Source organism: Pseudoclavibacter endophyticus (genome assembly GCF_008831085.1).
In the GTDB taxonomy this organism is placed as follows: domain Bacteria; phylum Actinomycetota; class Actinomycetes; order Actinomycetales; family Microbacteriaceae; genus Pseudoclavibacter; species Pseudoclavibacter endophyticus.
In genome coordinates this window covers 1,159,975-1,177,889 of the sequence record NZ_WBJY01000001.1, presented here as the reverse complement: position 1 = coordinate 1,177,889, position 17,915 = coordinate 1,159,975, and the positions used below count along the sequence as shown (strand labels likewise).

At 70.4% G+C, this 17,915-nt stretch carries 17 protein-coding genes, 1 tRNA gene and 1 pseudogene; 4 read left to right on the top strand and 15 right to left on the bottom strand.

The window, feature by feature from the left end; all coding sequences use genetic code 11:
* Positions 1-2 precede the first annotated feature (2 nt).
* The 8 genes from F8O04_RS05150 to eno form a co-directional block, all read right to left on the bottom strand.
* Complete coding sequence (locus tag F8O04_RS05150; protein ID WP_158028222.1) at positions 3-1,691, bottom strand: ABC transporter permease; 1,689 nt, start codon at positions 1,689-1,691, stop codon at positions 3-5.
* The gene (locus F8O04_RS05145; protein ID WP_158028221.1) at positions 1,688-2,716 is read right to left on the bottom strand and encodes an ABC transporter ATP-binding protein; all 1,029 of its coding nucleotides are present in this window, start codon (positions 2,714-2,716) and stop codon (positions 1,688-1,690) included. The genes F8O04_RS05150 and F8O04_RS05145 overlap by 4 nt, the downstream gene beginning before the upstream one ends.
* Before the next feature lie 22 nt (positions 2,717-2,738).
* Complete coding sequence (locus tag F8O04_RS05140) at positions 2,739-3,419, bottom strand: TetR/AcrR family transcriptional regulator (RefSeq protein WP_158028220.1); 681 nt, start codon at positions 3,417-3,419, stop codon at positions 2,739-2,741.
* Between the two features lie 161 nt (positions 3,420-3,580).
* A tRNA-Leu gene (locus F8O04_RS05135) sits at positions 3,581-3,657 on the bottom strand.
* Between the two features lie 74 nt (positions 3,658-3,731).
* Positions 3,732-5,438, bottom strand: a complete 1,707-nt coding sequence (locus F8O04_RS05130) for an NAD(P)/FAD-dependent oxidoreductase (RefSeq protein ID WP_188726266.1) — start codon at positions 5,436-5,438, stop codon at positions 3,732-3,734.
* A 138-nt stretch (positions 5,439-5,576) separates the two neighbouring features.
* Positions 5,577-6,080 carry a DUF501 domain-containing protein gene (locus F8O04_RS05125; protein ID WP_225734981.1) on the bottom strand — a complete coding sequence of 168 codons (504 nt, stop codon included), beginning with the start codon at positions 6,078-6,080 and terminating at the stop codon, positions 5,577-5,579.
* Between the two features lie 101 nt (positions 6,081-6,181).
* Positions 6,182-6,637 (bottom strand): FtsB family cell division protein, encoded by a 456-nt coding sequence (locus tag F8O04_RS05120; protein WP_158028218.1) that lies wholly within the window; start codon positions 6,635-6,637, stop codon positions 6,182-6,184.
* Between the two features lie 140 nt (positions 6,638-6,777).
* Positions 6,778-8,061 (bottom strand): phosphopyruvate hydratase, encoded by a 1,284-nt coding sequence (eno, locus tag F8O04_RS05115; protein ID WP_158028217.1) that lies wholly within the window; start codon positions 8,059-8,061, stop codon positions 6,778-6,780.
* A 204-nt stretch (positions 8,062-8,265) separates the two neighbouring features.
* On the opposite strand from eno, the gene F8O04_RS05110 reads away from it, so the two are divergent.
* On the top strand, positions 8,266-9,327 hold the full coding sequence (locus tag F8O04_RS05110; RefSeq protein ID WP_158028216.1) for a helix-turn-helix domain-containing protein: 1,062 nt from the start codon (positions 8,266-8,268) through the stop codon (positions 9,325-9,327).
* A 109-nt stretch (positions 9,328-9,436) separates the two neighbouring features.
* Positions 9,437-10,636, top strand: coding sequence for an LLM class flavin-dependent oxidoreductase (locus F8O04_RS05105; RefSeq protein ID WP_158028215.1), 1,200 nt, complete (start codon positions 9,437-9,439; stop codon positions 10,634-10,636).
* 197 nt (positions 10,637-10,833) lie between these two features.
* Here F8O04_RS05105 and F8O04_RS05100 read toward each other — a convergent pair whose 3' ends face one another.
* Both F8O04_RS05100 and F8O04_RS05095 read right to left on the bottom strand, forming a co-directional pair.
* On the bottom strand, positions 10,834-11,946 hold the full coding sequence (locus F8O04_RS05100; protein WP_158028214.1) for an aminotransferase class V-fold PLP-dependent enzyme: 1,113 nt from the start codon (positions 11,944-11,946) through the stop codon (positions 10,834-10,836).
* Complete coding sequence (locus F8O04_RS05095; protein ID WP_158028213.1) at positions 11,943-12,350, bottom strand: RidA family protein; 408 nt, start codon at positions 12,348-12,350, stop codon at positions 11,943-11,945. The genes F8O04_RS05100 and F8O04_RS05095 overlap by 4 nt, the downstream gene beginning before the upstream one ends.
* A gap of 124 nt (positions 12,351-12,474) precedes the next feature.
* Between F8O04_RS05095 and F8O04_RS05090 the strand changes: the two genes are divergently transcribed.
* Positions 12,475-13,599 (top strand): aminotransferase class V-fold PLP-dependent enzyme, encoded by a 1,125-nt coding sequence (locus F8O04_RS05090; RefSeq protein ID WP_158028212.1) that lies wholly within the window; start codon positions 12,475-12,477, stop codon positions 13,597-13,599.
* A gap of 18 nt (positions 13,600-13,617) precedes the next feature.
* On the opposite strand, the gene F8O04_RS05085 is transcribed toward F8O04_RS05090, so the two are convergent.
* From F8O04_RS05085 to F8O04_RS05075, 3 genes and pseudogenes are all read right to left on the bottom strand, one after another.
* Entirely contained in the window at positions 13,618-14,580 is a 963-nt protein-coding gene (locus F8O04_RS05085) for an oxidoreductase (protein ID WP_158028211.1), read from the bottom strand.
* A pseudogene (locus tag F8O04_RS15270) lies at positions 14,553-14,753 on the bottom strand (hypothetical protein); the annotation flags it as partial. The pseudogene F8O04_RS15270 and the gene F8O04_RS05085, both read right to left, overlap by 28 nt.
* A 251-nt stretch (positions 14,754-15,004) precedes the next feature.
* A complete protein-coding gene (locus F8O04_RS05075) occupies positions 15,005-15,280 on the bottom strand; it encodes a hypothetical protein (RefSeq protein ID WP_158028209.1) in 276 nt (91 codons plus the stop codon).
* Between the two features lie 26 nt (positions 15,281-15,306).
* Between F8O04_RS05075 and F8O04_RS05070 the strand changes: the two genes are divergently transcribed.
* Positions 15,307-15,840 (top strand): CGNR zinc finger domain-containing protein, encoded by a 534-nt coding sequence (locus F8O04_RS05070; protein WP_158028208.1) that lies wholly within the window; start codon positions 15,307-15,309, stop codon positions 15,838-15,840.
* Positions 15,841-15,852: 12 nt separating this feature from the next.
* Here F8O04_RS05070 and F8O04_RS05065 read toward each other — a convergent pair whose 3' ends face one another.
* Together F8O04_RS05065 and hisS are read right to left on the bottom strand one after the other, a co-directional pair.
* Positions 15,853-16,563 carry a sugar O-acetyltransferase gene (locus F8O04_RS05065; protein ID WP_158028207.1) on the bottom strand — a complete coding sequence of 237 codons (711 nt, stop codon included), beginning with the start codon at positions 16,561-16,563 and terminating at the stop codon, positions 15,853-15,855.
* On the bottom strand, positions 16,560-17,882 hold the full coding sequence (gene hisS, locus F8O04_RS05060) for a histidine--tRNA ligase (RefSeq protein ID WP_158028206.1): 1,323 nt from the start codon (positions 17,880-17,882) through the stop codon (positions 16,560-16,562). The genes F8O04_RS05065 and hisS overlap by 4 nt, the downstream gene beginning before the upstream one ends.
* Between the last annotated feature and the right edge of the window lie 33 nt (positions 17,883-17,915).

Here is a 17,915-nt window from a genome sequence, read left to right as displayed (position 1 = left end):
CGCTAGTCGGCGCTGAGGTCTCGCCGCCGGAACCCGGCCGCCGCGACCGCGATCAGTCCGGCAGCTGCCAACGTCAGGATCACCATCGCAACCGTGTTGACGTCGTCGGCCGGATACTCCCCGATGTGCCCGAACGGCGACAGGTCTTCCGCCCACGCGGGAGCATCCATGATCGGCCCGAAGAATCCCACGAGGAACGCGTAGGCGAACACTGCCCAGGCCAGCCCGATCAGCCGGGGGGCGAACGCGTAGAGGCCGACGGCGAGGGCGAGCACGAACCACACGGCGGGCACGTGGACGAGGTGGCCGAGCAGCACCGGTCCGAAGAGCTCGCCGTCGCCGACGCTGACGGCTGCCCCGATCGCATCGCCGAGTCCCGCGAAGGTCTGCAGCACGACGACACCGAGCGCCGTGACGGCGCTCCATGCGAGAAGCCAGGCGGGCCGCCCGACGGCCGTGGCGAGCACCCCCTCAGTGCGTCCGCGCGACTCCTCCGCGCGCAACGACTGCGCCGAGAGGATCACGAAGATCGTGGACAGCATCGCGAACAGCAGGCCCATCATGCCGAGAAAGCCGAGCAGCAGGTCGTCGTCGCCGCCGAACAGCGCGAGCACGTCCGGCGAGAGGTCGGCGAAACCCTGCAGCATCGCGTCGGTGAACCCGCCATATGCGAGACCCGTCGCGAAGAACGCGGCCGACCAGCCGACGATCGCCCCTCGCTGCAGCCGGAACGCCAGTGCGAGCGGGCTGGAGAGCCAGGCCGCGGCGCGCGCGCGGCCTATCCGTGCCGCGACGATGCCGGCGCCGAGGTCGCGTCGGGTCGTCAGCGCGTAGCCGATTGCGGCGAAGCAGGCGAAACACGCGACCGATACGAGGAGCGGGCGGAGGTCGTCTGACCGGTACGGTGCGACAAACTGCGACCAGCCGATCGGCGAGAGCCATGACAGCCATGCGAGATCACCGCCCTGTCCCGCCGACATGTCGCCGAGGCCCCGCACGAGGAAGGACGCGCCGAGCACGGCCCCCGCGGCGCCCGACGCCGTTGCCGAGAAGGCCGAAAGCTGCACGCACGCGGCCGTGATGCCCGCGAAGGCGAGGCCTGCCGCGCCGACGCTGGCGGCGAGCACGAAGCTGCCGGCCGGATCGAACCCGAGTGCCGCGATCGTGCCCCCCATGAGTGCGGCCGTGACAAGGTCGAGGATCAGCGCGATCGCCAGGGCGACCGTGAGGGGGGTGTAGCGGCCGACGACACCGGCGCGCACGAGCTCGGCCCGGCCCGTTTGTTCCTCGACGCGGGTGTGCCGCGCGACGAACAGGATGTTGCCGATGCACGCGCCAATGATGAGATACAGGCCGTAAGCGCCGGCGAAGAAGCGCTCGATCGAGACGGTGTCGTCGAAGCTGCGCCCCATGAGGAGGGCCGCCGCCGGGTTCTGCCCGAACGCGGCGAACGCCGCGAGGTCGTCCGGCGTCGGGAACAGCATCTCGAGCGCCGTGGCGAAGTACGCCGCCAGCACGGCGAGGCCGATGATCCACGCGGGAAGCCGGATGCGGTCGCGACGCAGAGCGAAGCGCAGGAGGGGCCAGAATCCCGCGAGCTCGCCGGCGCTCCCACGGTGGGCGGACCTCGCCCCCCGCGGGGCGGCGCCTGGTTGCGGAGCCGACGTCCGGGCCGACGTTGCCGCCGTCATCGGCGCGACCCTGCGATGTGGCGTCCATGACCCGCGGCACCGTCGGCATCCGTTGTCGCCCCGCCCGCGCCAGACGCCGATGCGTCGCCGCCGGACTCCCTCGCGGGGCCGTCGCCGTAGTGGCGCAGCAGCAGCTGCTCGAGCGTCGGCGGTGTCGCCGTGATACCGGTCACGCCGGCCGCGGCGAGCGTGCGCATGACGGCGCCGAGGTGTTCGTTGTCGACGTCGAGGTGCGCCTGACCGCCCTCGTGGCGCACATCGTGCACGCCAGCTGACTCGGCCAGGCCGGTGATGGGCCTCTCGGTCGCGACGGTCACGGACGTGCGCGTGAGGTGGCGCAGCTCGCGCAGTGATCCGGTCTCGACGACGATGCCCTGGCGGATGATCGAGACCCGGTCGGCGAGCGCTTCGACCTGGGCGAGGATGTGGCTCGAGAGCAGCACGGTGCGGCCCGCTTCGACGGCTTCGCGGATGCACCGCTGAAACACCGCCTCCATCAGGGGGTCGAGGCCGGAGGTCGGTTCGTCGAGGATGAGCAGCTCGACATCGCTCGCGAGTGCCGCGACGAGCGCGACCTTCTGCCGGTTGCCCTTCGAGTATGTACGGCCCTTCTTGCGCGGGTCGAGGTCGAAGCGTTCGCACAGCTCGTCGCGCCGGCGTCGATCGAGGCCCCCGCGGAGCCGTCCGAGCAGGTCGATGGCCTCGCCACCCGTGAGTCCCGGCCAGAGCTCGACGTCGCCGGGCACGTAGGCGAGCCGTCGGTGCAGCGGCACGGCCTTGCGCCACGGGTCGGCCCCGAGCACGCGAGCCTCGCCGCTGTCGCGGCGAAGCATCCCGAGAAGGATACGGATGGTCGTCGACTTGCCGGCGCCGTTCGGGCCGAGAAAGCCGTGCACCTCGCCACTCGCGACTGAGAGGTCGAGCCCGTCGAGGGCGGTCATGCGGCCGAAGCGCTTGCGCAGTCCGCGCGTTTCTATCGCCAGCGGCGCGGCGTGGCGCGGTGCGGCGGCGTCTGTCGTGGTCATGGGTCGTTCCTCTCGTCGGAGGTTAAGAAGGTGCTGCGGTGTCGTGAGGCGGCGTCGGAGTCTCGCCCGGCGGGTCGGAGACGTATTCGAGGTAGGCCTCGAGCAGCGTGTTGTCCGTGAAGAAGCCCTCGGTGAAGATCTCGAGCGCGGGCAGCGCGATCTTCGCCATGAGCTGCTCCCACCACGCGTCGGTCTCGGCCTCGCCCTCCCGAGTGCGGGAGAACTCAAGCAGAGCGGCGCCGAGGCTCATGCTCACGAGGAACCGCGCCCGCGCGGCCTCGTCGCGACTGGGACGGGCGACGCCCCGCTCGACTGCTTCGGCCACGTACTCGCGCGCATCGGCGATCATGTGGTCGAGGAACGTCCCGGATGCCTCACCACCGGCCAGGATCGCGCGGAACGCGTAGAGGACGACTGGTCGGTACTCGGCGATGTGCCCGAGTTGAGCCAGCATGCCGCCCGGCGACTGCTGCATCGCCTCGGTCTTCGAAGCCCGAATCACCGCGAAGACATGCTGATCACACGATTCCCGCAGCGCCTCCTTCGAGCCATAGTGCTTGATGACGCTCGCCGCGCTGACTCCGGCGTCGGCGGCGATGGCGCGGACGCTCGCGTCGAACCCACTGCGGCCGAAGCGGTCGATCGCGGCATCGCGGATGCGCGCGCGCATCGTGAGGTCGGCCGAATCAATGAGTGAACTCATGTTCACAATCGTAAACACGTGTTCACGCGCGGTCAAGCCTCAGCCACCGGCGCGGCATCCGGAGACGCGAAACGCCCGCTGGAACTCCGCCGGGCTACCAGGCGTGGCGTTCACGACCCGATGTCGGGTAGCGGATGTCCGACTCGGTAGCCCGCGCTCCGTGGTGCCCCACCCGGGATTCGAACCCGGACCTTGAGCGATTTTAAGTCGCCTGCCTCTGCCGTTGGGCCAGTGGGGCTCGCGGTCCGCCGCAAACGCGAGCGGGGCCACCGCATCCGACGATACGGCGACCCCCCTCGGGAACGAATCCGGCTAGCTGTTGGCGGCAGACGAGCTGGCGGCGGAATCGTTCGTGCCGGCGACTGCGTCCGTCTTCGCTGCGTCGGCCTTCGGGGCGTCAGCCTTCGGGGCGTCAGCCTTCGCCGCGTCGGCCTTCGGGGCGTCGGCCTTCGGGGCGTCAGCCTTCGCGGCGTCAGCCTTCGCGGCGTCGGCCTTGGGGGCAGTCGACGCCCCCGGCTTGGCGGTCGTTCGTCTCGACGCCGTCGAGCGCGAGGAGGCGGGCTTGGCCCCGGCCGGCTTCGCCGCTGCGGGCTTGGCGGGCTCAGTGTTCTGTTCGGTCTTCTGCTCAGACTTCTGCTCGGTCTTCTGCTCGCCCGGAGCATCGCTCGCGCCCGAACCTGTGCCCTGGTCATCCGCCTGAGGCTTCGGACGCGCCGCGAACCGCTCGAAGAAGCCGCGGGGGTTGCCGATCTCGGGAATCGAGACGAAGTCACGGCCGAGCAGGAACTCGTTGAGCCAGTCGCTCACGACGCGGACCTTGCGCTCGAACGTCGGCATGGCGAGGCCGTGGTAGCCGCGGTGCGCCAGCCACGGCAGCGCGCCGTCGAGCTGGATGTCGTTCATCCGGAACGAGCCGAGCCATGGGCCGAGGCCAGCCACTGCGCCGAGGTTCTCGTGGTAGTAGTCGCGCGGTGCCTCGCCCCGCAGCGTCGACACGAGGTTGCCCGCGAGATGCTTGGCCTGACGAACGGCGTGCTGCGCGTTCGGCACGCAGAACCCGCCGACGCCGCCCCCGGACAGGTCGGGCACGGCGGCGACATCACCCGCCGCCCAGGCGTCGCGCACGACGCCGTCATCGCCCTCGACGCGGAGGTCGGCGCGCGCACGCAGGCGGCCGCGCTCGTCGACGGGCAGGTCGCTGAACGACTTCACCAAGGGCGCCGCCTGCACACCGGCCGTCCACACGATCACGTCGGTCGGGTACTCGTCGCCCGTCGACGTCTTGACGACGCCGTCGACGGCGCTCTCGACCATCGTGTTGAGGTGGATGTTCGCGCCCCGCTCGGCGAGCGCGCGGATCACGTTCTCGGCGCCCTCCTCCGTGACCTCCGGCATGATGCGGCCGGCGGCCTCGATGAGGTGGAAGTGCACGTCGTCGAACTGCAGCGACGGGTAGTCCTCGAGCAGCGCCGTCGCGAGCGAGCGCATCTCGGCGAACGTCTCGATCCCGGCGAAGCCGCCGCCGACCACGACGAATGTGAGCAGACGGTCTCGGGCATCACCCGGGGGCAACGTCGAGGCGAGGTTGAAGTTGTCGATGATCTTGTCGCGCACCCACACGGCCTCTTCGATGGCCTTCATGCCGATCGCGTTGTCCGCGATCCCGGGCGTCGGGAACGTGCGCGAGACGGAGCCCGCCGTCACCACGACGATGTCGTAGTCGAACTCGAAGGAGTCGTCGTCGCCCCGCACGATGGTCGCCACCTTGTTCGCGTGGTCGATCTGCGTGACGCTCGCCGTCAGCACACGCGTCCGCTTGAGGTGGCGGCGGTGGGAGACGACCGCGTGCCGAGCTTCGATGTGGCCGCCGACGACCTCCGGCAGGAACGGCTGGTACGTCATGTAGGGCAGCGGATCGGCGAGGGTCACCTGCGCTTCACCCGGACGGAGCTTCTTTTCTAGCTGCCAGGCGATGTAGAAGCCGGCATAGCCGCCGCCCACGATGAGAATCTTCGTCACGATGAGTTGACCTCTCTAGCTGAATCGTTCTTCGCGAACCCCGCTCCATGCTAGTCATGCGAAGTCATCGAGCCTGCACGCGTCTCGCACGTTGGAATTGAGTTGCGGCCCCAAGCTGCTCCGCCGACTCATGGTCGGTCAGGCTTCGGCTGCCGGGGCGTTCGCGCCGACCGGCCCGGGGTCTGCGCACTCGCAGACGGACGGCCCCCAGCTCGACGCAGCGAGCGCGAGGTCGCCAACGGGGTTGACGCCGGGCCCGGCGGCGAGCGCGTGCGCAGCGAGCGCGTGCAAGCACTTGACCCGCGTCGGCATGCCGCCGGCGCTCACGCCCGCGATCTCGTCGACACGTTCGATCGCGTCGCGCTGCGCGACGTATGCGTTGTGCGCTCGGCGGTAGGCGGCGGCCAACGCCTCGTCCTCAGCCAGCCGCGACTGCCAATCGGCCATGAGCCCCTCCGCCTCGAGCCGCGACATCGCGATCGTCGCGGCCGGATGCGTGAGGTAGAACAACGTGGGGAAAGGGGTGCCGTCGTCCAAGCGCGGGGCCGTCACCACAACGGTCGGGTTGCCGCAGGCGCAGCGTGCGGCGATGCCGAGCACGCCGCGCGCGGGGCGACCGAGCTGCAGCGACACGACCGCGATATCGCGCTCGCTCGCCGCTTCGTAGGTGACGGATGTGCCCGCCTCGGAACCCCGCGAGGCGCCGGCACCGGTGGACTCGTGGTCCGGATGCTCCCGTGCGGTCACGGCGTTCCCTCCGGCGTCTCGGCACCGGCGGGTCCGGGGGCGTTCGCGAAGCCGCTCGTCACGAACGACTGCCCGAGGGCCTCGAGCCAGTCGGTGTCGGTCTCGTACATGTCGGCTTGCGCCGGCGTCGGCTCCTGGACCGGCGGCGGCGCGTCGCTATCGGTCACGAGGTACGACGTCTCCCCCGGCATCACGAACAGCAGCCGTCCACGCGCCTGCGCCTGGACGTAGGCGGGGTCGCTCCACCTCGCCTGCTCCGTCTGCAGCTCGATGATCTCGGTCTCGACGGTGGCGAGGTGGTGCTGCAGGTCCGCGATGCGCTGGCGCTGAGAGATGAATTGCTGCAGCGTCGGCGCGAGCACGGTCACGCCGAGCAGCACCGTCACGAGCATGATGACGGTGCCGCCGCTCGGCCGCACGATGCGGCGCGTTCGCGACTCGGGCTTGACCACGGTGTTCCTCTCGAGCTGGCGTCGGTCGTGCGCGGATGTCAGCGCGCACGATGGGCGTGCACACGCATTGTGGCGCACAAGCGGCGAACGGGCCGGGAAGGTTCCCGGCCCGTTCGCCGATGAATGCCGGGAGTTCGGTTCTACTCCGAGGGCGTGAAACGCGGGAACGCGGAGCGGCCGGCGTAGACGGCAGCGCTGTCGAGCTCTTCCTCGATGCGGAGCAACTCGTTGTACTTGGCGACGCGGTCGCTGCGGGCGGGGGCGCCGGTCTTGATCTGGCCACAGTTCGTGGCGACCGCGAGGTGGGCGATCGTCGTGTCCTCCGTCTCGCCCGAGCGGTGCGAGAGCACCGCCGTGTAGCCGGAGCGCTGGGCGAGGGCGACGGCGTCGAGCGTCTCAGTGAGGGTGCCGATCTGATTGACCTTGACGAGGATCGAGTTGGCGGCACCCGCCGTGATGCCACGCTGCAGCCGCTCGGGGTTCGTGACGAAGAGGTCGTCGCCGACAAGCTGCACCCGGTCGCCGATCGCCGCGGTGAGGGCCGCGTAGCCGTCCCAGTCCTCCTCGGCGAGCGGGTCTTCGATCGAGACGATCGGATAGTCGGCGATGAGCTGCTCGTAGAAGGCCGTCATCTCCGCCGAGGTGAGCTCGCCGCCCTCGAAGTGGTAGGCGCCGTCCTTGAAGAACTCGGTCGAGGCGACGTCGAGACCGAGCACGATGTCGCTGCCGAGGCGGTAGTCGGTCGTGCCGATCGCCTCGACGATGAGATCGAGCGCCGCTCGTGTGCCCGGCACCTCGGGAGCGAAGCCGCCCTCGTCGCCAAGGCCGGTCGAGAGGCCCTTCGACGCGATGGTCTTCTTGAGCGCGTGGTAGACCTCGGCACCCCAGCGCAGGGCCTCCGAGAAGGTCTCGGCGCCGATCGGCAGGATCATGAACTCCTGCACGTCGACTCCGGTGTCGGCGTGGGCGCCGCCGTTGATGATGTTCATCATCGGCACCGGCAGCACGTGCGCGTTCGGGCCGCCGACGTATCGGAACAGCGAGAGCCCGGCCGAGTCGGCCGCGGCCTTCGCGACCGCGAGGCTGACCCCCAGGATGGCGTTGGCGCCGAGGCGCGACTTGTTGTCGGTGCCGTCGAGGTCGATGAGTTCCTGGTCGACGATGCGCTGGTCGTCGGCATCGAGCCCCTCGATCGCCGGCTCGATCTCGTCGGTGACGGCGTCGACGGCCTTCAGCACGCCCTTGCCGCCGTAGCGCTCGTCGCCGTCGCGCAGTTCGTACGCTTCGAAGGCGCCGGTCGACGCCCCCGACGGAACGGCCGCGCGAGCGGCGGAGGTGTCGTCGAGCAGCACCTCGACTTCGACGGTCGGGTTGCCTCGTGAATCGAGGATTTCGCGTGCGTGGATCGCGTCGATGGTTGCCACGTTGAGGCTCCTCACAGATCGAAACTCGCGCAGGTTGTGCGCAGGGTCGGCCGCGCCGCCGCGGCCTCGGACAGCCTATCGGCCGGGGCCGGGCGAGCGCGGACGGCCGTCACCGCGCGACCCGGCGCATCGTGTCCGGAACTCGGACAGCTGAACGACAGGGCCCTCGGGCAGACTTGCACGTACGTTCACGAGGAGGTGGCCGTGTCAGCAGTGTCAGTCGCAGTCGTCGAGCAGTGGGAAGCGTTCCAGCAGGGCGGGGCACCGCGCGACGTGCCTCGCCAGATCCTCGACTCGTGGAAGCGTTCGAAGTGGAACCGCATCCGCCCGGACACGTTGCCGGTCCCCTGGCGCGAGGTGCCGGATGACGTGCCGCTGCTGCGAACGGCTGAGCCGATCCTCGCCCACGCGACCGACTCCCTTCCCACCTCGCAGACGGCACTCTCGCTCGCCGACGAGCACGGGCACATCGTGTGGCGCTGGGCGTCGGACACCGATTTCGCCCGCACCCTCGACCGCGGCGATATGCAGTACGGCTCCGTCTTCGACGAGGCGGCTATCGGCACCAACGGCATCGGCACCGCCCTGCACACTGGGCGAACGGCGGTCGTCATCGGCGCCCAGCACTACGTCCGCGAGTACCACCGCTGGGCGTGCGCGGCGGCACCCGTGCGGCATCCGCGCACGGGCCGGATCGTTGGGGCGGTCAACGTGTCGACCCGCGCGGAGTATGCGAACGGCTTCCTCCGCATCGCCGTCGACGCGACCGCCCGGCAGCTCGAGCAGGCACTTGAGCTCGACTTGACCTCGAGCGAGCGCACCCTCCACGACGCGTTCCGCCTGCGCGCCGCCCGGTCGAGCTCGCCGCTCGTCGCCGTCAACGCCAAGACCCTCATCACAGACGCGAGCTCGGCGCGCCTTTCGCTCAATCACCGGATGCTGTGGCGGCGAGTGCGCGATGCCGCGGGCGGTGCACGCGTCGAGATCGGCGACGACCTCTCCGCCCGCGTGGTGTTCGTCGACGACCACGAGACGGCCGCCGGCGCGATTCTCGAGCTCGTTGCCCGCCGCACGCCCGCGGAGCGCGCGACCGACGACGCCGAGCCGCCGGCAGCAAGACGGCTCACGCCGCTCGAGCATGCCGAATTCACCACGATTCGCGAGGCACTCGACCGCTCCGGTGGTCGAAAGACCGAGGCGGCCCGCTACCTCGGCATCTCGCGCAGCACGCTGTACGAGAAGCTGCGCCACTACCAGCTGGGGTAGCCGTAGCCGCCCGCGCATCGCACGCGCATCGCGGCGGCACGTCGACGACGCCGACGCGCGCTCGAACGCCTGACGAACCCGCACGATCCGCCAACGAAAAGGAGCAACGATGACCGTTCCCAAGCCCATCGTCAACACGCCCGTCAACAAGCTGCGCTTCGGCATGTTCATGCCGCCGATGAACTCGCCGGCAACCCAGAACCCGACGACGTCGCTGCTCCGCGACATCCAGACGATCCAGCTCATGGACACGCTCGGCTTCGACGAGGTCTGGGTCGGCGAGCATCACAGCGCCGGCACCGAGATCATCGCCGACCCGCTGACGTTCATCGCACACGTCGCGCCGCAGACCCGCAACATCAAGCTCGGCACGGGCGTCGTCTCCATCCCGTACCACAACCCCCTCATGATCGCCGACCGGGCGATCCTCGTCGATCACCTGACTCGTGGCCGACTCATGCTCGGCGTCGGGCCCGGCTCGTTGCCGACCGACGCGGCAATGCTCGGGCTCGAGCCGAGTGAGCTGCGCCCCGCGCTGCAGGAGGACCTCGAGGTGCTGCTGCGCCTCATCTACGGCGAGCGCGTCACCCACAAGAACGACCGCTACACGCTCGTCGACGCCGCGACGCAACTCGCGCCCTACTCCGACCCGGTGTTCGACATCGCGGTCGCCGCGAACTCGTCGCCAGCCGGGCCCATGCTCGCGGGCAAGTACGGGCTGTCGATGCTCTCGGTCGGCGCGACCACCGAGCTCGGCTTCGACGTGCTCGCGCACCACTGGGACCGGCTTGAGGAAGAGGCGGAGATCCACGGCCAAACGGCCGACCGCTCGCGCTGGCGCATGTTCGGCCCGATGCACATCGCCGAGACGAAGGAGCAGGCCATCGAAGACGTCAAGTACGGCTTCATGGAGTACTGCGACTACACGCAGAAGACGCTCGCGCTGCCGACCGTGCGCGCCGACGGGGAGTCGTTCGAGGAGCGCGTCAAGTGGGTCAACGAGACCGGCCTCGGCGTGATCGGCACGCCGGACATGGCGATCGCGCAGATCGAGCGGCTCATGAAGCAGTCGAACGGCGGGTTCGGCTGCTACATGCTGCAGCAGCACGACTGGGCGAACTGGCAGGCGACGCAGCGGCACCTCGAGCTGTTCGCCCGCCACGTGATCCCGGCGTTCCAGCCGTCGCAGCGGCGCCTGCTCGCCTCGGAGAAGTGGGCGCAAGACCGGCACACCGAGCTCGACGAGAAGAACGGCGCCGCGATCCAGTCGTGGGCCGACCAGCACCCGAGCGCCAAGGGGAACGTGTAGGGAGGACCCGGTCGGGCAGCTCCGCCCGACCGGGCGTGGTCAGTTGTGCCCGGAATGGGCGACCGTTCCGGGCACAATCGACCACCGAGGAAGTCGGACGCGAATGCCTCGGCGTGTCATGGTCCGGATGCTCAGGCGCGAGACCGAGCGCGTCGACGAAAGCAGCAGGACCCGAGGCGGGGGGGCGTTTCGCCCCCCTAGCGCCCATCGCTCGGCGTGAGCGAACCGAAGGCCTCGACGAAGCGCTCGATGTCGGCCTCGTCGTTGTAGAAGTGCGGCGAGATCAGCACGCGGCCCTCCTTGTCCGAGACAGAGACGCCGCGGCGCCCCAGCTCGGCCGCGGCCGCGGCGGAATCCGCGACATCGATGGCGACGATGCCCGCCCGCCGATCGATCGGGGTCACGGGGGTGACGCCGATCGCGTCGAGCGCAGCGAAAGCATGCGCCGTGAGCTGCTCGATGCGGCCGTGGATGCGCTCCCACCCGAGCCCCTCGAGATGCTCGAGGGTCGCGTCGAGCACGTACAGGCCCGGATAGTTCGGCGCGGCGTACGAGAACGCGGTCGAGGGCGCCGGATTGCCGTAGCTGCGGAACACGGGCACGAGCCGGTCGCGCGCCCGCTCGCGGAAAACGCCGATCGCGGTGCCGAAGCCCGAGAGCATCCACTTGAAGACGCCGGCACCGAACACGTCGACGAAGCGGAGATCGACGGGCACCGCGCCGAGCGACTGGATGCCGTCGACGATGAACAGGGCGTCGGCGTCGCGACAGGCACGTCCGACGCGCTCGAGGTCGAGCCGAGTGCCCGTCCAGGGGTGCACGTGGGAGACCGAGACGACCCTGGTACGGGGCGTGATGGCCTCCAGCAGCTGATCCTCGCGACGATGCGCTTCGGTCGGGTTGAGGCGCACGAGTCGTGCACCAGCGCCCTCCGCGTGCATCCAGGGCAGCACGTTGCACGGATATTCGTCGGCGAACACGACGATCTCGTCGTCCGGCGACCAATCAATGCTGTTCGCCGCGAGGTTCACGATCTCGCTCGTGTTGCGGAAGAAGTCGACCTCATTGGGCGCGACACCGAGCAGCGGCGCGAGCCGGGCGCGCACGTCGCGCGCGCGGGCCTGCCAGTGCGGTCCCGCCTCGCAGCCGTGCAGCGCGACCTCGCGGTAGTAGTCGCCCGCGGCCTCGGCCGCCCGGGGCACCGGCAGGCCGGTGCCCGCCGACTGCAGGTACACGCGGTCGTCGCGGTGCATGAAGTCGCGGCGCACCCCTCTCGCCCACGCGTCGTGGTCGAGCGTGAGGCCGGTCACTTGACGGCGGTCGCCTCGAACTCACACAGCATGTCCGGATGCGCGAGACCCTCGACGACGAGCAGCACTCCCGCGGCCTTGCAGCCGTTCTCGGCGAGGAACGCGGCAACCGCGTCGTTGCCGACGCGCCAGAACTCGTCGGTGTGGCTCGCCTTGATGTACCAGTTGAGCCGCACGACGTGCGACCACTCGTATCCGGCCTCGCGCAGCGCCGTGCCGGTCTTCTCGAGTGCGAAGACGGCCTGCGCGGCGATGTCGCCCACGTGCTGGGCCTCGCGGTTCCGGGTCGCGGTCGTACCAGAGAGCCAGAGGGTGCTGCCGCCCGTCGTCTCGATCCCACCCTGCAAGTACGCGATCTTGTCGTCGCCGTCCCACGGCGCAATGACTCGGCGGGTGCTGCTCATCGAATCGTCCTCCTTGACGCTCTTTGTGGCTTCATGATGCGGGCCACGGCCCCGGCTGGCAACATCGCTTCCGCCTGGCGGACCCCGGCGACCCGCCCGGTCGGCGCCTCACTAGCGTGAGCCCATGAACATGGAGCTCGACAGGTCCTCGGCTGGCCGGGCGGGCGCGCGGGAAGCGGACATCGAGGCCAGGCTGCGCGAAGACTTCCCGTACCGCGACGGGCGCGTCTACCTGAACTCCGCGGGCGCCGGCCTCCCCTGGCGCGGGGTCGCCGGCGTCGCCGCCGAGCACTACGCGCAGATCGCCCGGCTCGGGGCCGACGCGCAGCCGCAGTGGCACGAGCTTGCGGCGCGCACCCGCGGCCGCGTCGCCGCGATGCTGCGCGTGGGCGTCGACGAGATCGCCTTCCTGCGAAGCACGACCGAAGTCATGAACCTCGCCGCGGCGAGCCTCGACTGGTCCGCCGGCGATGAGGTCGTGTACCCGGCCGACGACTTCCCCTCCGTCGTGCTGCCCTGGTCATCTGCATTGGCCGCCGGCGCGCATCCGATCGCCGTCGCGGTGCCCGACGAGTCGTCTCGCACCGACGCGCTCGTCGACGCCATCACCCAGCGCACCCGCATGGTCGCCGTCACGCACGTGAACGCGACCACCGGCACGCGCGTTGACCTCGACCGCCTCGGTGACGCGTGCCGGGCCGTGGACGCGTTGCTCGTGGTCGATGGAATCGAGGCACTGGGGGCGATCCCCGTCGATCTCGCACGCGTCGACGTGTACGGGTCTGGCGTCTTCAAGTGGCTGCTGTCGGGCTTCGGCACGGCGATCGGCGTGTTCCGCGAGCGCACGGCGGCACACCTCACGCCCGCGTATCGGGGCTACGCGAATCCCGCGCCGAGCCCGCGGTTCGAGTACTCGGAGCCGAACTTCCCGGGGCTCGCAGTCCTCGACGCCACCCTCGCCTACCTCGACGATCTCGGGTGGGCGACGGTCCACGAGCGCGTCCGGATGCTCACCGACCGCGTGAGCGACATCGTCGATTCCCTCGGCCTCGACGTCGTCACCCCGGCCTCGCGCGCCGGTATCTTCTCGTTCCGAGTTCCGGATGCGGCCGGTCTCGTCGCGCGACTGAGCGATCGTGGCATCGACGTGGTGGCGAAGCAGGGCCTCGTGCGCGTGTCGCCGCACGTCTATACGAGCCACCGCGACATCGACCGCTTCGAGCGTGCACTCGCCGACGCGATCGCCTGAGGCCGCGGCGCCCGCGCGTTACGGCATCGTCGGCAGCGCGATGCTCCCGCCGGCGTGCTGCGCCACGCCGAGGTCGGCGCGCCGGTAGACGCGCACGCCCGCGAAATCGCCGCGTTCGATCTTCCGCACCCACTCGGGGTCGGCGATCAGGCTGCGGCCGACCGCGACGAGCTCGAAGTCCCCGGCGTCGAAGCGCCGGGCGAGCTCGCGCAGACTGGGTTCGATGACGCGGGCCTCTTCGACCGCCACCGACGCATCCGTGCCCACGCCGGCGAAGCCGACGCCACCGCCCGGACCGGCGCCGCTCCCCTCTTCGGCGGCCCGCTCCATGATCGCCGCTCGCAACCCGACGCTGCCGACCGTGATCACCGGGAGCCGGCCGAGCTTCGTCGCCCAGCCCGCCAGTCCCAGCTCAGAGCCCTCCCACTCCGGCTGCCAGAACCGGCGCGTCGACGCGTGCACGACGTCGGCAGCCGTGGCGATCACGTCGAGGAACTCCCCGAGCTCCTGCGGCGACGCCGCGATCCGCGCGCCAAAGTCGGCCTCTTTCCACTGCGAGACCCGCACCGAGACGATGAAGTCGCGGCCGCACGCGTCGCGGATCCCGCGGACGATCTCCGTGAGCAGGCGCGCGCGATCGCGGAGACGGGGCCCGCCGTACTCGTCATCGCGTCGATTCGTCACGTGCCAGAGGAACTGGTCGAGCAGGTACCCGTGCGCGCTATGCACCTCGACGCCGTCGGCTCCAGCGGCTCGCGCAAGCACGGCGCTGCGAACGAACGCGTCCCGAATCTCGCGGATCTCGCCGATCGTCGCGGCCCGGCCGTTCGTCCGGCCGGCGTACGCGAGACCGGACGGACTGAGCGTCGGATGCGCCGACCACGCGTCGCGCCGCGACTCCTCGCGGATCGCCCCTCGTGCCAGAGCTGCAGCAGCATGTGCCCTCCGGCGTCCTTGACCGCGCCAACGCAGGACTTCCATGCCGGAAGCGTCGATGGGGTCAAGCGCGCGAAGAACTCGGATCGCGTCGCCGACGGATGATCGACCGCGACCGACTCGGAAATGATCAGGCCGACGCCACCCTCAGCCCTCGCCCGGTAGTAGGTCGCGAGTCGCGCATCCGGCGCCCCGTTCTCGCACCACCCGCGCTGCATGCCAGGCATGATGAAGCGATTCGGCAGCGTCACGCCGGCGAGTCGCCTCGGGGTGAAGAGCGCGCCGAGGTCGGGCGCCTCCGCGCGGACCGCGCTTCGATCTGCCACCGCACCCTCGCAGCACTCTTGGACGTCGCCGATGCGCTCGCATCGACCGTGTTCCGCCATCCTGCCCGGAGCGGCGGCCCGGGTGAACTGGAATTTCTCCACGGAGAAAAATTCCGGGGAGGCCAGTGCCACGCCGCTCGCCGCTATCGGAGCGACCGGCTGAGTGCCTCCGGCGGCAACCACGGCAGCGGCTGCACATCCACGCGGTGCGTGCCGCAGGTCGCGCACCGCACGTAGACGATGGCGCCCTCACTGGTCGCGTGGCGCGATTCGAGCATCCAGCCGTGTTCGCAGTCGCTCCGGCGGTCGCGCGGTGACGTCGAGCGCTCCGGGAACGGCGCATCCGAGGTACCGGATGCGGTGGGCGCGGCGGGCGGGCGCGTCGCGCTGGCCGCCAGGTCGAGTGATTCCGTGTCCATGACGCCGAGCATGATGTAATGCCACTATGCACCTCAACCCTTACGGTGAGTACGCCGTACTCATGGCGGCGTCGCTCGCGAACGATTGGCCGGGCGACCGCGACGCGCTCGAGGCGCGGACGCGCGACTACGGCATGATCGTCGACTTCCCGATCCTGTCGGACGACCTGGCCAACACCCGTCACGTCATCGACGACTGGCTGGAGCTCGTCGACGCCGACTCCTCCGAGCGCCGCGCCGAGCTGCTGAACCTCCACATGGCCACCGTCACCGCGTATCCACGCATGACGAATCATGCCGGCGACGGTTGGCACATCCACTACCGCGACGACCGGCAGTTCCTACCCGTCGTGCTGCGCGCTGTCATCAGCGTCGGCACGGCGCTCCACCTCACGACCCGCGGCATGGACCGGCTGCGGCGATGCGCCGCGGGCGAGTTCCCGGGCGACGCGTGCGTGAACGTCGTGGTCGACGTCACGCGTAATGGTCGTCAGAAATACTGCTCGGTACGGTGCGCGAACCGGGCAGCCGTCCGCCGTCACCGCGCCCGAACCCGCTAGGCGCGGGCGCCGCTACACCCCGAAGCGGGGCGTGAGATCGGGCTGATCGCGCCCCGCGAGGCCGAGGGCGTCGGCCGTGGCCGCCCACCTCGCTGCCTCGCGGTCGGACTGCTCATCGACCGAGCGGATCACCCGTGCCGGGTTGCCGACGGCGACCGAGCGGGGCGGGATGCTCCTCGTCACGACCGCGCCCGCGCCCACGACGCTCCCCGCGCCGATGGTCACGCCCGGCGTGACAATGACGCCGCCCCCGAGCCAGACGCCGTCTTCGATCGTGATCGGCTCGCCCGCTTCGACACCGGCCGCTCGTAGCTCCGGGTTGATCGGATGCGTCGGCGCGAGCAGTTGCACGTTCGGGCCGAGCTGCGAGTCGGCGCCGATGTGGATCGGCACGACGTCGAGCGCCGTGAGCCCCGCGTTGATGAAGACGCGATCGCCGATGTGGAGGTTGGCGCCGTCGTCCACGAAGAGCGGCGGCACGATGTGCGCACCCTCGCCGTACGTACCGAGCAGCGTCGCGAGCACACCGCGCGCTTCGTCGTGGTCGCGCAGCATCGCCTCGCGGTACTGCTGTGTCAGGGCGAGGGCGCGGGCACCGCGATCGGCGACCTCGGCATCGCCCACGTACGGCAGGCCCGCCGTGCGGCGCTCGAGCTGTGTGCGCGGCGCCGCAGAGTCCGGCCCGGCGGCACGGCCGCTCGCTCCCCCGGAGCCGTCACTCATTCCGGCGCTCCGAGCGGCTCGAATCGCAGTGACGCGGGGTCGGCGACGTGCTCGTCGCGCACGTGGGCGACATGGGAGAATCCCTGCGTCTCGAGCGAGGCGAGCAGGCCGCGCAGGTTCTTCGGCTTGCGTTCGACGCGCACGCGGTCATGCCCGCCCGTGGCGAGCACGGCAGCCTTGACGCGCACGAGGTCGGCCGCCGGCAGCCGCTTGTCGGCCAGCAGTGCCACGTCGCGCGCGCCGGCCGCGTCGTCCAGCCGCGCGAGGTCGACGATGCGCTCGAAGCCGATCGAGAAGCCGCAGGCCGGCACGTCTTGCCCGAGGAATCGCCCGATCATGCCGTCATAACGACCACCGCCGCCCACCGACGAGCCCGACTGCGGGTGCGCGACCTCGAAGATCGTGCCCGTGTAATACCCCATGCCCCGCACGAGGGTCGGGTCGTAGACGATGCCGATCGTGCCGCCACCCGCGCGCACCGCCGCGGCGATCACGTCGATCGATGCAACGGCATCCGGAACACCCTCGGCGTCGCGCACCGACTCGGGAAGCGCCGCGAGCATCGCCTCGCGCTCGGCGACGATGCCGCCCTCGAGCTGCGGCGCCCAGGCCGCGAGCACCTCGGCAAGGTGCCCGGCCGGCCCCGGTGCGGTCTCGGCGAGCTCGGCGACGACGCCGGCGGGGCCGATCTTGTCGAGCTTGTCGATCGAGATGAGCGCTTGCGCCTGATCGCCTGGCGCGAAGCCGCATGCCGCGAGCACCGCCGTCAACAGACGGCGGTCATTGATCCGGATGACGCAGTCGTGCAGACCGAGCGCCGCGAGCGCGGCCGAGCCGGCGGTGAGCAGCTCGATCTCGGCGAGCTCGCCCGGCTCGCCCAGGATGTCGACGTCGCACTGCACGAACTGCCGGTACCGGCCTTTCTGGGGTCGCTCCGCCCGCCATACGGGGGCGATCTGCACCGCCCGGAAAACGGTCGGCAGCTCGGCGCGGTGGCTCGCGTAGAAGCGGGCGAGCGGCACCGTCAGATCGAACCGCAGGCCGAGGTCACAGAGCAGCTGCGGATCCGCTGCGGCGGCGGCTTCGGCCAGGTCGTCGGCGCCGATCCCTCGGCGCAGCACCCCGAACGACAGCTTCTCGTTGTCGCCCCCGAGCCCCGAATGCAGCCGCGCCGCGTCTTCGACGACGGGGGTTTCGATCTCGTCGAAGCCGTGCGCGCGGTAGATCGCCCGGATCGTGCCGAGGACGCGCTCGCGCCGGCGCTTGTCAGCGGGAAGGAAGTCACGCATCCCGCGCGGAGGAGAAATCTGCTGAGCCATCGCGCCCATTCTGGCAGGATGCTCGCGTCGGTG